The sequence below is a fragment of the Moorena producens PAL-8-15-08-1 genome, assembly GCF_001767235.1.
GTDB lineage: Bacteria > Cyanobacteriota > Cyanobacteriia > Cyanobacteriales > Coleofasciculaceae > Moorena > Moorena producens_A.
The window spans coordinates 6,529,307-6,544,971 of the sequence record NZ_CP017599.1; the positions used below are offsets into that span (position 1 = coordinate 6,529,307).

The 15,665-nt window shown below is 47.5% G+C and carries 17 protein-coding genes and 1 pseudogene; 2 read left to right on the forward strand and 16 right to left on the reverse strand.

The window, feature by feature from the left end; genetic code table 11:
* Window positions 1-5 precede the first annotated feature (5 nt).
* On the forward strand, window positions 6-164 hold the full coding sequence (locus tag BJP34_RS44285) for a hypothetical protein (protein ID WP_158517427.1): 159 nt from the start codon (window positions 6-8) through the stop codon (window positions 162-164).
* Here the strand turns inward: BJP34_RS44285 and BJP34_RS23910 are convergent.
* The 12 genes and pseudogenes from BJP34_RS23910 to BJP34_RS23950 all read right to left on the reverse strand — a co-directional run bounded on the left by BJP34_RS23910 (window position 142) and on the right by BJP34_RS23950 (window position 11,406).
* Entirely contained in the window at window positions 142-4,095 is a 3,954-nt protein-coding gene (locus tag BJP34_RS23910; RefSeq protein ID WP_070394502.1) for a putative baseplate assembly protein, read from the reverse strand. The two genes, BJP34_RS44285 and BJP34_RS23910, sit on opposite strands and share 23 nt — an antisense overlap.
* Entirely contained in the window at window positions 4,076-4,225 is a 150-nt protein-coding gene (locus tag BJP34_RS44290) for a hypothetical protein (RefSeq protein WP_158517428.1), read from the reverse strand. The genes BJP34_RS23910 and BJP34_RS44290 overlap by 20 nt, the downstream gene beginning before the upstream one ends.
* A 107-nt stretch (window positions 4,226-4,332) precedes the next feature.
* Window positions 4,333-4,722: a GPW/gp25 family protein gene (locus BJP34_RS23915; RefSeq protein WP_070394503.1), complete on the reverse strand. Its 390-nt coding sequence runs from the start codon at window positions 4,720-4,722 to the stop codon at window positions 4,333-4,335.
* Window positions 4,723-4,737: 15 nt separating this feature from the next.
* Window positions 4,738-5,163 (reverse strand): PAAR domain-containing protein, encoded by a 426-nt coding sequence (locus BJP34_RS23920; protein WP_070394504.1) that lies wholly within the window; start codon window positions 5,161-5,163, stop codon window positions 4,738-4,740.
* Window positions 5,164-5,531: 368 nt separating this feature from the next.
* On the reverse strand, window positions 5,532-6,371 hold the full coding sequence (locus BJP34_RS23925) for a phage baseplate assembly protein V (RefSeq protein ID WP_070394505.1): 840 nt from the start codon (window positions 6,369-6,371) through the stop codon (window positions 5,532-5,534).
* Complete coding sequence (locus BJP34_RS44295) at window positions 6,346-6,717, reverse strand: hypothetical protein (RefSeq protein ID WP_158517429.1); 372 nt, start codon at window positions 6,715-6,717, stop codon at window positions 6,346-6,348. Before BJP34_RS44295 ends, BJP34_RS23925 begins: the two co-directional genes overlap by 26 nt.
* A 57-nt stretch (window positions 6,718-6,774) precedes the next feature.
* Window positions 6,775-7,848: a phage late control D family protein gene (locus BJP34_RS23930; protein ID WP_070394506.1), complete on the reverse strand. Its 1,074-nt coding sequence runs from the start codon at window positions 7,846-7,848 to the stop codon at window positions 6,775-6,777.
* An 8-nt stretch (window positions 7,849-7,856) separates the two neighbouring features.
* A complete protein-coding gene (locus tag BJP34_RS23935) occupies window positions 7,857-8,708 on the reverse strand; it encodes a CIS tube protein (protein ID WP_070394507.1) in 852 nt (283 codons plus the stop codon).
* Window positions 8,699-10,288: a hypothetical protein gene (locus BJP34_RS23940; RefSeq protein ID WP_070394508.1), complete on the reverse strand. Its 1,590-nt coding sequence runs from the start codon at window positions 10,286-10,288 to the stop codon at window positions 8,699-8,701. The genes BJP34_RS23935 and BJP34_RS23940 overlap by 10 nt, the downstream gene beginning before the upstream one ends.
* Window positions 10,288-10,842: a phage tail protein gene (locus tag BJP34_RS23945; RefSeq protein WP_229423999.1), complete on the reverse strand. Its 555-nt coding sequence runs from the start codon at window positions 10,840-10,842 to the stop codon at window positions 10,288-10,290. Before BJP34_RS23945 ends, BJP34_RS23940 begins: the two co-directional genes overlap by 1 nt.
* 31 nt (window positions 10,843-10,873) lie before the next feature.
* A pseudogene (locus tag BJP34_RS50100) lies at window positions 10,874-11,029 on the reverse strand (DUF6760 family protein); the annotation flags it as partial.
* 14 nt (window positions 11,030-11,043) lie between these two features.
* Complete coding sequence (locus tag BJP34_RS23950; protein ID WP_044493148.1) at window positions 11,044-11,406, reverse strand: hypothetical protein; 363 nt, start codon at window positions 11,404-11,406, stop codon at window positions 11,044-11,046.
* Window positions 11,407-11,580: 174 nt separating this feature from the next.
* Between BJP34_RS23950 and BJP34_RS44300 the strand changes: the two genes are divergently transcribed.
* Complete coding sequence (locus BJP34_RS44300) at window positions 11,581-11,739, forward strand: hypothetical protein (protein WP_158517430.1); 159 nt, start codon at window positions 11,581-11,583, stop codon at window positions 11,737-11,739.
* Here the strand turns inward: BJP34_RS44300 and BJP34_RS23955 are convergent.
* The 4 genes from BJP34_RS23955 to BJP34_RS23970 form a co-directional block, all read right to left on the reverse strand.
* Window positions 11,711-12,169 (reverse strand): phage tail protein, encoded by a 459-nt coding sequence (locus BJP34_RS23955; protein WP_070394510.1) that lies wholly within the window; start codon window positions 12,167-12,169, stop codon window positions 11,711-11,713. The two genes, BJP34_RS44300 and BJP34_RS23955, sit on opposite strands and share 29 nt — an antisense overlap.
* A 34-nt stretch (window positions 12,170-12,203) precedes the next feature.
* Entirely contained in the window at window positions 12,204-13,361 is a 1,158-nt protein-coding gene (locus tag BJP34_RS23960) for a phage tail sheath family protein (RefSeq protein ID WP_070394511.1), read from the reverse strand.
* A gap of 160 nt (window positions 13,362-13,521) precedes the next feature.
* On the reverse strand, window positions 13,522-14,763 hold the full coding sequence (locus BJP34_RS23965; protein ID WP_070394512.1) for a phage tail sheath family protein: 1,242 nt from the start codon (window positions 14,761-14,763) through the stop codon (window positions 13,522-13,524).
* A gap of 189 nt (window positions 14,764-14,952) precedes the next feature.
* Window positions 14,953-15,648: a carboxypeptidase-like regulatory domain-containing protein gene (locus BJP34_RS23970; protein ID WP_158517431.1), complete on the reverse strand. Its 696-nt coding sequence runs from the start codon at window positions 15,646-15,648 to the stop codon at window positions 14,953-14,955.
* Window positions 15,649-15,665: the final 17 nt, after the last annotated feature.

Genomic DNA, 15,665 nt, shown 5'->3' on the forward strand with positions numbered 1-15,665 from the left:
GCCTCTTGCCTCTTGCCTCTTGCCTCTTGCCTCTTGCCTTCCCCTCCTGGGAGGGGTTAGGGGTGGGTCTAGCATGCCTCTTGCCTCTTGCCTCTTGCCTCTTGCCTACTCCCTACTCCCTACTCCCTACTCCCTACTCCCTCAAAAATCCTGACCCAGACTAATCTGATGTTCACCGGAATAAATCAGGAATCGGTTCCTTTGTTCGTCAGGTATCTCGGCTAGGTCAATGGAGAGAGAGTTAACATAATTCACACCTGGGACGGATTCGATTAACCGATACAGGTCTGATTTATGGGGTTGACGACCAAAAGGCCAGCCTTGACCTTCCACGCCACCAGTCAGGGGATGTAAAAAGTGGTTCAGGGCATCGTTGACCCCAATTACAACGGCTTCGGCAAGGTCTAAGGAGAGGGGTACAACCTCTGCTGTGACTGTAACTTCTACCCAATAGGGTCCGGTCACTCGCAGGTCTAGGGTGGGGGCACAGCGAGCCAGGATGTATTCCTCTACTAAGTCCAGCAAACCAAGACTGGGAGTAGGTTGCCGTGCTGAAGAATCCGGTAGAATAATCAGTTCCACTTGACCGACATCGTCTCTGTCTAGATAAGGGCTATTGTCAGCATGGTCACTTGTGGTCTTGGGCGGTAGGTTGAAATTTCCTGTCAGAGAACCATCAGGGTACTCGATGGTGATATCACCGCTAACGTTAACATCGCCCAAGTTGACCATAGTCACGTACCATTCGGTTCCAAGACTGAATTGGCTGGGTGTGACTGGGTAACTCAGTTCGCGATCGCTAGATTCGTCAGAGGTAAAGATTTTTTCCTCATAGGCTATGGTCTGTCCTGGACCATTAATCTTGACCTGTAGCTGATAGGTGGTTGGGGGATCATTACCCTGGGACCATAAACTGACCGTGATCGTCCCTGATTGCTCCAACGGGAGGTAGTAGTTTGGCAACCACTGTAAGTCTTTTGGGTTAAATTTGGGAGTAATTGCCCATGCCCTCGCTACATCGGTAGATGCTTGGTAGACCAAATCTTCAATGTCTTCGGCAGTTACAGCTTTGTACCGATGGCGCAATGTCTTCGGCCCTTGTTCTTTCACCCACTCTAGAGACTCCTGATCGGATCCACCACTAGCAGCTTCTAGGTTAGTGACACTATCTACATAAGGCACTGTGGTCTTGAGTTCGGTGATAGTCTCAGCTGGTTTGTTACCCTGTTTACCACCACCTGTGCGGTAGTAAACCATACGGATATTGTTGCTACCTAGGGCAGGTATCCTTCCCTGTTGGTTGTTGCCAAAGCTTACTTCTCCGGTCAGGTGATTGAGAAGATAGTGACGGTCTTCCGGTCCGGAACCATAGAAATCTGATACTTCTTGCCAAACTACCCACACCTCCTCTTGTAGATCCGTTTCTTCCTCTTCCCGTACTTCTAGTTGTTGACCCTCTAACACAGGAAATTGGAGGGTGGAGAAGGTCTGATCGGGATTCCCATTACTCGAACCAAGGATTTCATTCTCAATGGTGGTTGCCTGGGTTGCCCAAGTTGTATTAAGCAGCAACTGCCGTAGTCGGGGTGGCACTCTAAAATCACCCCCTTGCCAGCGAATTCGCAGCCAATATAAGTCTTTACCAAATTCTGATTGCTTTGTCAAGTCAGTTGGTCCAATAAACCGGACTAAACCCGGTTGACTCATGGCAGCGGTTTCATCCGCTTCCACGCCTAAACGCACCCAACGGTCAAGGCTGGGATATTCAGGGCTGGAATATTCTGCTGCTATCACTGCTGGCTGAGTTATGGTAGGACTTGTGGCCAATTCCCCTGGTGCTGGGGGTTCTACCTGGGCATAGATCGTGGTGGAGCGGTTGGCGAAGGGGGCATCAAAGCCTAGGTAAAGGGTGGGTCTATCGTCTTGAGTGGGAGTAAAAGCCTCAAAGGGGGAGCCATCCTGGTTAGCTTGAGTGGTGCAATCTATATAAGTAAAATCATTGTAGGTCAAGCAAGCTGAGAGAGGGGAATCACCTGAGTTGTAGCTATAGCTTAGCTTCAGGGATTTTACCACTGGTGGAGCTAAAGCTGAGGCTGGTAGGAGTACCACACTCGTTTCCACTGGATGAGATTGAGTGAGGTTGCTCGTCAGGGTGAGGGTATTCTCGTTGAAATTGATACTAGCAATCTCCAAGTCTTCCTGCTTGTTAGTACCTGGATCAATCCGAATGCGATCGCTAGGCAAAAAACCTCTGATACTATCTACCTTGATGGTGTTGATACCACTGCTGACCTCTTGTTCAAAAAGTTCCACCGTTGCTCCACTGGCATGGTCGGAATAGATAGTATTGGTCAGAGTTAGGGTATTAGAGCTAATACTACTAATTTGCGCATATTCCGGTTGACTAGTGTCTGCCCCAATCAGAATAGAGTCATTATCTTGAAAGCCACTAGCGCTACTCACCTGTACCGTATTGGCTCCACTATTAACAGCTTGAGTGAGTGTGGTGCTAGCGGCACGAGATGGCTGGAGTGTGGTACTGGTTTCTTCTGCGGTAGCTTCCTCAGTACCATAATTACCCGTGATAATCCGAGCACGAAGCCAATAATTACTTTCCCCATTTACTGGCTGGGGTCCCATCTGGTTAGGGAGGGTGAAAGTAAATGCACCGCCAATAGTGAAGTTGGCAGCAGAGAGACCAGAACTATTATGTTTAACTACCTGCCAAGTACTACCATTCCAGACTTCCCAGCGGACTTCAACACCCCCAGTGGTATTAACAGCTGGAGCATCACTACTTAAAACTAAATTAACGGTAACTTCGGCTCCAGGTTTAGAGAAAATTTCCTGACTAGCGAGATAAAAGGTATCGTTGAAACCAGGTTCCTCACCAAAGGGGTAGAAATCTTTGCTCAGATCCAGTTCATCCGTATCGAAAAAGCACAACTCTGGTGCTATATCACTGCCATGAATCTCCACACTGGCACTAATGTGATTGATTTGTGGCAATGACTGAGGTGGAGGTAATGGAGTATTGGTAAGCTGAGCTTTAAGCCAGGCAGCATTGATCCCATTAATACTACTGTGACTGGGGACTGGCAGATTCTCAATGGACACCTGCCACTGACTGTTACCTGAGTTAGTCAAGCTTGGGAAGGACTTGCTAATTTGGTTCTGGTCGTCAATGTCTAGACGGGCCAAACGGATATGAGTATTCGCTGGTTTGCTAGTATCGGTCTCAGCAATTAGTTCCAGGACTGGTTCTGATTCACTGTAGGAAATTACTACTAGCCTAGTTTGATTGGTGTTGCTGCTCAGGTCAACAGACTGTTTTTGAGCGAGATTAATTTCTCGACCTTGATAATCTATCGCCTTCCCCGGTTGGACGATAACTTCACCAGATCCAATTTCAACCTCTAAGCCCTCAATAATTCCTAGTATTGGTTTCCAGACCTCACCATTCCAGTAAGACCAAGTGATTGGTACTGCTGCTAACCCAACTGCATTAGGAGAGTCAATGGTTAGGGTGAGAGTTTTCGATTCAGGTAAGGTGAGCAGGTCGTCACAAGCCACATAGAGAGAATGTTCAATGGGCTGATCCCCTGCAAAGGTTAGAAAAGCAGTATCTTCTTGACCCGTCCCTGGCTTAGTGCGATCGCTATAGCGGTCTTGTTCCGGTTCCCGCACAAACACTGCTTGCAGCTGCACATTGGTCAAGACTAAATCACGCTCGGTCTCGAAAATAACCTCTTCTTCCTCTCCTTCTGTCGGCGGTGCTGCCACCTCCGTCTGAGCCGGAACTAAGGCTTCTGTGCTACCAGTTGCCAAATAAAAGGTCAACGGTACTCGCGCTGGTCTAGGTGGTCCAATGCTAGTGCCAATCAAGTCTAGAAAGGCGAGGAAGTTTTTATCCGGGACTTGATTAAGGCGATCGCCAACAATCGTTGCCAGATGACCAAAAATACGAATTAGTGACCGACCACCATCCGGCTTGTTATCTGCCAAAGGACGCCAGTCTGTGAACGCCTTAGCGCACCCCTCCGTATAGGCAACGATGTCTTCATAGCTACGTTCATCAATCTTTGGAGCTTGCATAAGAAATTAGGGAGTAGGGAGTAGGGAGTAGGGAATCGGGAATCGGGAGTCGGGAGTCGGGGAGATAGTTGATGTAGGGTGGGCAGTGCTTGAGAGTAATTGATTTGGTTGCGATCGCTTTGCTAGGCACTGCCCACCAAACAATTAATCACAATGGTGCCCATACACCCCACACCCCACACCCCACACCCCACACTCCACACCCCACACCCCACACCCCACACTCCACATCCCAAATTAATAGTCTAAATAGAATGGATAAACTAAATTAAAGCGATTATTAGTACGGCGCACCTGGTAATTTATTTCTATTAGGAGACGATTAAATTGGGTCTCATCCGGGTAAACACCTACATCTAGAACCTCAATGCGTGGTTCCCACTGGGTCAAGGCTCGGCGTACCTCCACTGTTAATTGTCCAGCTGTCCCAGCGCTGTTGCTGGCAAATACTAAATCATGAATACCGCAGCCAAAATCCGGGCGCATCAGCCGTTCTCCTGGAGAAGTACTCATAATCATCCAAATCGACTGGCGGACACTATCCTCATATTGCGCCATATCGATTTGTTTATTTTGGTCGAGTACTACGGGGAAACTCCATCCCACTCCGAGAAAATCAGTAGTCATCGTTCCATCTCCTTATCAACCCCCAATAAATACCTTCGTCGGCTTACCAGGTCCAGGGGTTACTGTGCCGTGGGGAGGGGGTAATTCACTACAGGTCTTAACTGGGTCACCAATGCGCGCCACTGGTTTACCCTCAATTTTCACAGAAGAACTACCCTTGGTAATTTCAGCTGTTTTGTTAGGTTCCTTGACAAACTTGATCGGTGAAGTTCCCGGTGGCGGTATTGGTGGGTGTGCCTGGGTTTTACCCTGGCTGCCCTTTAAGGCCACCAATTTACCACCAATTTTCACCTTTTTACTCAACTTTTGCTCGAATTTTCCTTGGAAAGGAATTGGCATTGGGGCTACAATAGGCGGCGCAGGAGCAGGTGGTTGACCCTGGACTTGGTGTGTACAAGATGTCACCACTAAATCGCCTTTTCTTGCTGCCGGTTTACCCATGATTTTTCATACTCCATAAAACTTAGATAACAGTATTCAGCGGTCAGTGGTCAGCGGTCAGTGGTCAGCGGTCAGTGGTCAGCGGTCAGTGGTCAGTGGTCAGTGGTCAGTGGTCAGCGGTGAGCTGATTTTATTCAAAAACAGTAGTGTGGCACACCTCAAGTAGTGTGGCACAGGCTTTGGCCTTGGCCTTTGGCCACGCTACGCGAATGGCCACGCTGTGCGAACGACGCTGGGAACTAACCCATAAGCTGAACGCGCACGCGTGTGCGTAGCACATTCGCTGATACCTGATTGCTGATTGCTGATTGCTGATCGCTGATTGCTAATTGCTGATTGCTGATTGCTGATTGCTGATTGCTGATCGCTTAATTAATTGATACCGTATTACCGGTAATTTTCACGTCTTTACTAGCTTTAAAGTGCATCCCCTGCTTAGTTTCAATTTTGCTACCATTAGCATTAACTTTCAATGACTTATCTGTCTTCATATCCAGGTTATTCTTGGCAGTAATTTTGATATCTTCCTCGGAAATAATTTCGATACCCTTCCCACCAAGCTTAAGCTTACCTTCTTTAGACTCAATGGTAATCGAATTCTCCTTAGTATTAATAATAATGCTGTTTTTGCCAGTTTTATCAATTACTTCAATTTTTTCCTTATCCTTAGTATCATCTAAGCGAATAGTGTGACCACTTTGGGCAATTACTTCAATTTTGCCTTTGTCCTTAGTATCATCTAAACGGATAGTATGTTTCTTATGGGAAATGACTTCAACTTTTTCTTCATCCTTAGTATCATCTAAGCGAATAATATGACCACTACGGGACTTTATTGTACGCTTATTAATTGTCTTTTTTTTACTATCTTCTTTGTCTTTTTCAGGAGACTCAGGCGGTTTATCTTTGCCATTCCATAACCCCCCTAGGATATAGGGAAAATTGATATCACCTTGTTCAAAAGCTACCAGCACCTCATCATTCACTTCCGGCAAAAAGTAAATACCACGGTCATTACCAGCCATGGGAGTTAACACCCTAGCCCAATAACTTTCATCACTATCGGATAGCCAAGGAAACTTGACCTTAACTCGCCCCAAGTTTTCCTCATCGCCATTGTTAGTCACTATTCCCATAGTCACCCCATAGAAACGACCTCGTATTTCAGGGGGACCTAGCAAATTAGTTAGTAAATCGATGCTTGTCATAATTGATATAGCGGTTTGCGACTTTTTTAATAGATATTTTTAGGGAACAGGGAGTAGGGAGTAGGGAGTAGGGAGTAGGGAGCAGGGAGCAGGGAGCAGGGAGCAGGGAATGCGCGAATTTAGAATCGGGAGTGGGGAATCGGGAGTGGGGAATCGGGAATCGGGAATCGGGAGTGGGGAATCGGGAATCGGGAATCGGGAACAGGGAACAGGGAATGCGCGAATTTAGAATGCGCGAATTTAGAATGCGCGAATTTGGAATCGGGAATCGGGAGTCGGGAATCGGGAATCGGGAATCGGGATTAGCAACAATAACACCAAACTCCCCATCTCCCCATCTCCCCATCTCCCCATCTCCCTACTCCCTACTCCCTACTCCCTACTCCCTGTTCCCTATAAAAGATCATGATGTCCCATTCCTCCTCACCTTAAATGCTGTGCGATAACCTCGTTTATGGGAATAGCTATGGGTGGTGGAGGTGACATAGTAGTCACCACTAAACTGTTTGCCCACCCCTTGGATAGTAATAACGGTAGCTGCTCGCAAGTCAGGGCGTCCGACACACAAGCCCTCCCCACTGATGTATTCTAGGGCCATGTTATTAAATCCCCCCTGAGCGATTTGCTCAGCTTCCTCTCTACTGAACACAGGGCGATACAAACGTTCGCTGGTTTTTTTTCCACTACCCAAAGCCGGATCTACAGCCTTAGCACCGCTCTTGTTAGTACTAAAACCAGGACTGGCTCGCCCAATGAAGGCTTTCTTGTCCTTCGGGTTCCAACCGCGCACCTCCACCTGTCCCACCTGGGTCAAGCTGGTCAGTCGGGAAGAAAAACTGAGCAAATCCTTTCGTTGAACTAGGGTCAACACTGACTTGGATTTATCCTGATGGGGCCGGAAATATAGTGTTTTATCTTGAACTACAACCTCATAACCGAGTCGTTGAGCACGGGTCTGAAGAAATTCCATGTCTGTTTGGTTATGCTGTAGTACATAGTCCAAAACCAGCTTTGTCGTTACTCCCCCATACTTTAGACCGGCTTTTTTGGCAATATCTCTAGCAATATCGCTGTCTTTCTTTTTAGTAAACGAGCGAGTGTTGTAACCCCGAAGCAATCGATGACTGTAGTCGTAGCCGCGCACTGTCAACAGAGGTATTTCCCCATGGGCAAATTCTGGTTCCAGACCGGTAATCTGACCCATCATCAGTTTTTGCAGTTTCCCTCCACTACCCCCGTAGCCCATAAAAATCGTTACCTCATTGCCTAGCTTAAACAGTTGCGGATCAATCCACTCCTGCTTTTCTTGGTCCCAGTTGGCAAGCTTGATGGTAAACATAGTGGGAGTACTAACGTTTTCATCCACAATTACTGCCATCACATCAGACCGCAACTGTTGTCCCCTGATCAGAATTCTGAAGCCAGGGACTGAGGTAGCGATGCTATTGGTACTAGTTTGAGGAGGTGTCGAGAGCATGGTTAATTTTAGGTTAGATTAAGTACCGGGATGGTCAGAACTTGGCCTGGTGTCAGGTTACGGGGATTATTAATCCCATTAGCCTTGGCAATCTCTCGCCAGAAACTGGGGTCATTATATTCAACACCCGCAATGCTGCTCAGGGTTTCTCCACGTCGCACAACATGGATCGGGTCGTCATCCCGTGCCAGAGAACTGGGCTTTTCCCGTTCCTCGTCCTCTTCAGGGATGAACTGGTGGAAAGTACAGTTGAGAGCGGCCCTGACTGGCATCCCATTAGGGGTAAACATAGTAAAGCGCTGGGTTAGTTGTCCAAGATACCCCTTAAAAATCAGGTTAAATGCCCCCCACCAGAGTTCACATACAGGGGGACGTTTTAAATCAGAGTCAATCAGAGTCAACTCAAAAATCTTATTCGTATACTCTCGAACATCTACAGCATTGGGTGCTGATAATCCATACACACCAGTTAAAGATGAAGCCGCTGTTGCCGCTCCCGATGCAACTCGTTTGAGGGGAGAACTGCCGCCCCCGGATATACTTTCAGGTAGTCCCTCGTAGGTGTCAAAAAACAGGTCGAGAGTCAGGGTTGCTGGATCCCCACCAATAAATTTAGTATCACCGCGATCGCGGTTTTTGAGAGTTTCATGACGCCATTGGGTTGTCTTGGTAATTTGAATTTCATTAGGATTGAATAGAGGCATTGGTTTGTTCTCTGGAAAAACCATCTGCCATCTTTTTCCTGGCTGCTCCTTGAGGATGGTTAATTTATCTAACTCTGCCCCAAAGAGGCTACTTGTTAATCCTTTGGTTTGGTTTAGTGTTTTTTGGGCTAGATTCTTAAACCCTGTTAATGCCATTGTGTTAATCCCCTCCGTTCACTTTCTATGGTCAGATGCTGCATCAGTTTATGGTGTACTTTGTCTACTAATTCATCCACATCAATGTCCTCGAAAGACTGACTACTTGTGGTAGCGCTTGTGGTATTTTCTGATGCTTTCTGAATCACGGTATTTGCCTGTAACCTAGTAGTTGATACAGGTGTTGATACTGATGCACCGTTGACAGATGGCATTCTTTGGATAACTCCAGAGCCATGATCACCAATAGATGGCGAACTACTAACTCCTAGTCCGTTGCCAGAAAATGACGTTCTATTGACCCCAGAGGCAGAAAAAATCAGGGGAGCAGATAATTGATAACCATCTTTTCCTGAAATTTCTCTAACCACTGGTCGCTCGGGGGTGCGTTGAATCAGTGGCTGGTTTCCCTGGGATGGACTAGAAACTATCTCTTTGACCACTGGTCGCTCCGGGCTGGGTTGAATCAGTGCTTGGTTTCCTTCGGATTGGCTCTTGACTATCTCCTTGACCACTGGTCGCTCCGGGCTGGGTTGAATCAGTGGCTGGTTTCCCTGGGATGGGCTGTTGACAATCTCTTTGATCACCGGTCGCTCGGGGCTGGGTTGAATCAGTGGCTGGTTTCCCTGGGATGGGCTCTTGACTATTTCCTTGTGAAGCGATCGCTTTGGGGACCGTTGAATAACTGGCGACTGGGTCAGGTTTCCGGAACTGCCTAAGGATAGCTTAGACTCTGTTGGCAAAGTGGTATTGGTGTTTTTTAAATTGTTTTTTAAATTGTTTTTTAAATTGTTTTTTAAATTGTCTGAACTGACCTCTCCCCCAACTCCTGCTCTAGTAGGAAAGGAATGTTGAGTACCACCCGTTCCTTCAGGATTAGGAGGGTTAGGCAACTTTACCAACATCTTCTCAGAACTACTTCCAGAACTACTTGATGACTGGGAGTTAATTGCTTTGGCTTGGACAACTGGCCAGGATAAGTCAGAAGATAGTCTAGTTTTCCTAGAAGGTTCAAGACCAGAAACTAGGGGTTTGCTCTCAGAATCTGCTCTGGGGGAAGTCCTCTTAGTGGAGTTTACAAATTTTGCCTGTACAATTAATGGTTTTGTTCCAGATTTGCCCCTTTCAGAGGGGATTGAATTTGAAGTTTGGGGTTTAGGGTTTTCTCTATATTTCTGGGAATTTGACCCTGTACTTTTTTGTACTGAGGTTTCTTTTTCCACCTGAAATCTAGTTGATCTCAAAGGTAGTTCTTCCCCTGTGCCTTTAGTTCGAGAGGCCACATTTGGAGAGGTAACATGTCCCGTCTCTACCGGTTCTGCTGCTGGCCGGATTGGCTGAGCATACACGATAGGAACTGCTTCTGGTGATTGACCCTGTAACCGATGCTGGCGTTGAATCAACTTAGCCATTAAGGGCAGTCCGTTGGTCATCCCTTGGACCCGGGAGATAATTGACCCTGCTACTTGAGTACCAATCACACCAGGGCTGACGATCGGGCGCAGGAGTCGTCGCGTCAGTTGTGGGTTGAGACTGTCTGACCAAGTCTGATTTTTAGTGACCTGAGGTTGAGATGCCATCACAATGCTCCCGCTAGTCCAGCAACCGCTCGTCCTCCAGATAGTGCTTGACTGAGAACTGGTTTGCTAATTCCTTTGTGAATTAACTCAATGGTCTCGAAAGCAATCTCATTGCTGCTGGCATTAAACTCTGGACCAGTCCACTTCACTGGCAAAGCCTGCTTGAAATTCCAATACATGGCTGGTATGTTTTGGCGGTCCAGCAGCATAATTGTGCCGTTCTTGCGCCGAATTACACCCTGGCTAGTGGCCTGATACCAAGTCCACAAACTGTCAATACCTGTTAGACCATGTTTGAGGGTCAAATTCGGATATTTGGTTCGACCTAGTAGCTGATGAACGTAACGATTCTGACCTCCTTCAGGACGCTCCTCTAGTTCAATCTCACTTTCTAGACCCCTGACTTCGATAAACCCACCGGTCACTAACCCCTCAATTTCAATGAGGAAGTTAAAGCCTTGGTAGGGGTCGAGGCGAGCTCCCAAGGCCCCAGTCACTCCAGCGTAAGCCGCGTTTGCTCCTAAAGGCACAACCGATGCTAAACTTGCCATCATTAACTCCTGAAATTCATGAAACTATCCCCAATTACCGTAACCCAATTATTTGCTCATTCAACTTTTCATTAATACTTGCAACTTGTGCCACCCACTGCTGTCTTTCTTGATGATCCAGACTCATAATCTGGTCATAAGACCAGTGCAAGTGATAAGCAATATAGGCTACCTCCTCTAACAGCCTCTCGGAGGGGTAGCAAGTTACTCCCCCAAAGTAGCAGTCTCCACTTCAAACTCTCCTTGACAGTGAGGACAAGAAACCAAAAGGCGGCTGTGACCATTTTGGTTAATCCTTTGATAGAGGTCTTGCAGATAGGCTAAGTCAGCTGAGAATAGACCCTCAATCATTACGGGATTGATATAGTCTAAGCTGCCCAGACGAGTGATCACCCGGGACAGCAGGATAATCACCAAGTAACCTGGATTAGCCTGAACCCTAGGGTCTTTTAAGGGCATAATCTCATCGTAGGCTGTGGACATCCGCATCATGCCTTCTTGATGGAGATTACCCTCCGAATCTACGTAGCCCTGGGGTAGGGTAAACGGGAACTCTGTCTGCATCATCTTGTGGGGAATTTAGAATTTAGAATCGGGAATCGGGAATCGGGAGGGTGGGCAGATGGGGAGATGGGGAGATGGGGAGATGGGGAGATGGGGAGATGGGGAGATGGGGAGATGGGGAGATCTCACAGGGGTAGGTTTTGATTAAGGGTAATTATCCTGACATGATGATATCAGATGGATTTACCAAGCTGGCCAATCGGTTTGGTAGGCAGTGCCTACCTGACTCCCTACACCCTACACCCTACACCCTACACCCTACACCCTACACCCTACACCCTACTCCCTACTCCCTACTCCCTACTCCCTACTGCCACTTACCGTTTTCTACGGTAACCCCTTCGTGGACAATTTCGAGGGTTTCAATGGCTAATTCATTGGAAGTAGCATCAAGGCTTGGGCCTGTCCACTTAACTGGCCAACAGTTGATCAGGTTCCAGCGTACTCTTTCATTTCCTGCATCATCCCAGAGGACGATAGACATATTTTTACGATACTCGGAGGGGTCTTTTGCGGTTGCTACCTTGGTCCGCCAGTCCCATAATTCCCTGTCATCAGTAATGCCACGACTGAGAGTGACTTGGGAGAGGGTGAGCATACCAGGGATTTGCCGCATATTCAGCATTTTATCGGTACCCTCTCGATAGGTGCTAATTTCCTGACTGGTTTCTATCCCTGAGCAGCTTCTAAAACCGGCGCGGGTGATACCATCGATTTCTACTTTAAAGTTGTAACCTCTGTATGGATCTTTTCGAGAAAATACCATCGTCAAAAACCTCCTGATATTTGCTAACGCAGACTTATGTTGCTACTTTGACACCACTAGCACCGAGAATAATACGCACAGTAATAAACTCACTGGGAATAGCAGGTGCTAAACCAATTTCTGTGACTACCATTCCTGCTTCCCTTACTTCGGGTGGGTTAGTTTCAGCATCACATTTAATGTAGAAAGCTGTCTGTTCTGTTGGTCCTTTAAGGGCACCTTGCTGGAGTAAGTCTTCAAAATAGGCGGTCAACTCTCGCTCAATCCGTACCCATAACTTCAGCTCGTTTGGCTCAAAGGCCAGATTTGCCAGGTTCAGTTCCAGCCATCTGCCCACTGTCAGGAATAGCCGCTTTACGTTGACATAGATCCAATTTGCCTCGTCGCTGAGGGTACGTGCTCCCCAAACTCGAATACCTCGTCCGGGAAAGGCACGCAGGCAATTAACCCCAAGGGGATTGAGAATGTCCTGCTCGCGATTGGTCAAATTGAACTTTAGATCCACTATTCCTTCGATAGTTTCGTTGGCTGGTGCTTTGTGAACGCCAAATTGTTGATCGCTACGGGCGTAAACTCCAGCAATGTGACCACAAGGGGGCATCCAGTCTGGACCGTTTTCAGCTTTAATCCAGGGATAATACAAAGCACCGTTTTTGCCTTGCAGTTTCGACCTTTGCTCTGTTACCCTCTCTAGAGACTGAGTCACCTGTACTGCTACTGGAGGGAGCGAGTCTAAGATGGCAAAGCGATCGCCAAGCAGATCACAGTGTTCTAAGATGACATTCTGCATCCTCAACACTTCATCCTGGTCAGGGTTTCCCCGCATTAGATCTGGCACACAGACCAAGTCGATTTCATTCAAGGATGCGATCGCTCCTAGTCCCCCACTATCATCTCCTGGTCCTCCCAGTGCTTCTGTGATAGAAACTGTGTCTTCTAGCCGCACAACTAAGCACAAGCTGCCACCATTTTCAAAGAAGCCACGCACAGCATAAGCTAGGTAACCGTCAGCTAGAGGCTGACCAAAGGTTTCTGTGAATTGAGACCAGAGGGTAAGTGACTGCGGGGAGTTAATTGGTCCAGTCTCGGCAAACCCCAGGAATACAGGTACACCTGTGAACAGTCCAGGGGCTGGTTTAGGGAATATCTCCTCTCGATAGACACCCGGTGTCAGTTGCTGGGAAGTTACCATAGTTTAATAGACTTCTTGCAGAAGTCGGGAACAGCGGATCTCGGAACAGGGAACAGTGGACAAGAATTGACGCAAAGCGATGCATCGCTTGTCTGTACCCCCACACCCCACACCCCACCCCCTACACCCCACACCTGAGGTCTTTGTAAAAAACCTACCCTTATGAGCCACTAGACCCTGCCCACTGGCTAAGGCGGAAGATCACAAATTCCGCTGGCTTGGTCACTGCTACACCAATTTCTGTCACCACCTGACCTAAATCTCTGACTTCTGGGGGATTGGTCTCTTCATCACACTTCACGTAAAAGGCTTCCTCTGGTGTATTCCCAAATAAAGCCCCTGTACTCCAGACATTGGTTAGGAAGGCGTTAATATTACGGGTAATCTGCGCCCAAAGTTCAGGATTATTGGGTTCAAATACCATCCACTGAGTACCTTCGTCAATCGATTCCCGCAGATAATTGAACAGGCGGCGGACGTTGATGTACTTAAATTCTCCATTGGCATCACCACCGATGGTGCGTGCTCCCCAGACTCGAATATTGCCATTGAGATTACGGATGCAATTGATGCCTTGGGGGTTGAGTCCATCCTGCTGGGCTTTGCTGATGTTGTACTTGAGACCCAATGCTCCTAATATTGTTTCATTCGCTGGGGCTTTGTGGACTCCTCGTTGTGTATCGACGCGGGCATAGAGACCGGCGACATGACCACTGGGCGGCACATAGATTCCACCATCCCCTTTGGGGTTCAGTGTTTTCGTGGCTGGATCAAAGACTTGAATCCAGGGGAAGTAAAAAGCAGCATAATCAGAATTGCTAGGTACATTGCCATCCCCTGGTTGCATGGTCTTCCAAGTACCATCCAAATTTTCCTGACTATCCAAGATTGCGAAGCGATCCTGGGTCTTCTGTTGACAGTGAGTGATGATGGCATCGCTAACACTGCTGTCAGTAATGCCAGGGGCGGCAACGATAGCAATTTCGTCAATAGGCTCAAATGTATTTTCTAGGAAGTCAGCGGTAATCTCACTCTCTCCTGCTGCCCGCACCACGTAGCAGCGAGTACCACCGTTGTTAAAGAATCCATAGACGGCGTGAGCTAGCTGACGCTGACCTGGATTGATTGAGAAGTCTCCAAAGAACTTCTTGAACTCACCAAAGTTAGTACATAGCTTGACTTCACCCACGTTAGCAGGAGTAAAAGAGGTTGTGATATGAGCTGGATTAGTGGTTGGATCTATGTCTTGGCTTGGGTCATAGGCAGGGTTTGGTTCTGGAACGTCTATCGAGTCCGGTACGACACCGATAAAACCTGCTGTGCTGGTCCCCACTCCCACAATTGGAGCTGAACCGGAGGAAACTTCCTCGACGTATACACCGGGCGATAAATAGGTTGGCATTTTCTCTACTCCTTGAATAAGTCAAATCAAAGGCTGGATGTGAGCAAAGTTTTCTAACTCTTCTATTGAAGTCCCCAAATACTTCTTACTTCATTTCTTACTTCAGTTAGATGAAATAAAAATTGTACTTAGTGGGATACAAGTAGTGATTTTAGCCACCGAAACCTTAACAAAACCTTTTCCAAACCACTACACCTTTACCACTACCAAATTGTGAGTGGTCACTTGCCCTTGGTTCAAGTCTACAAGTTGAGACGTTTCTTTCTGGTAGCCTTGGGCAACAACTTTAACCTTAACTGGACGAGCACTTGATTTATCCGTAGATGCTTCGAGACTACTCAGGAGATAGTTCCCATCGTTGTCAGTAAAGGTATACTCACCACTCCCCTCAATCTCAACTTTGGCCATAACGACAGCTTCACCGTCCTCTGAGTTGGTGACGTTACCCTTGAGAGCAGTTGGTTGGAAATAGAAATTAACAGTAGGTATCGCGATCGCACCATCTGAATCTCGTGACACCTGAACCTCGGTATCATCGGATTCGAGATCAGAATCAGGCGGTATCGTTTTGATGGTTGGGTCACCACTATAGCGAGTACCCGTACCTAGCAAGGAAGCCGTCAAGGTATATGACCCATCAGGGAGATCCTGGAAGTAAAAATAGCCGTCAACTCTGGTACGAGTGCGGTCAGGTCGCTCGACCCTCTTTTCCCAGTCATCTCCATACAGGCCAGCTAGCAGATCTAACTTGCTTTTCAAGCTTTCGGGCATATCGGCAATTTCGACCACTGCTCCCGGAATCACCTGCTTAGTTTGGGCATCTTTAACCTGCCCAGCGATCGCAACCTGATGGCGGATTGCTTCCAACCTAATCTTATTTGACACGAGCAATACTCCCTTAG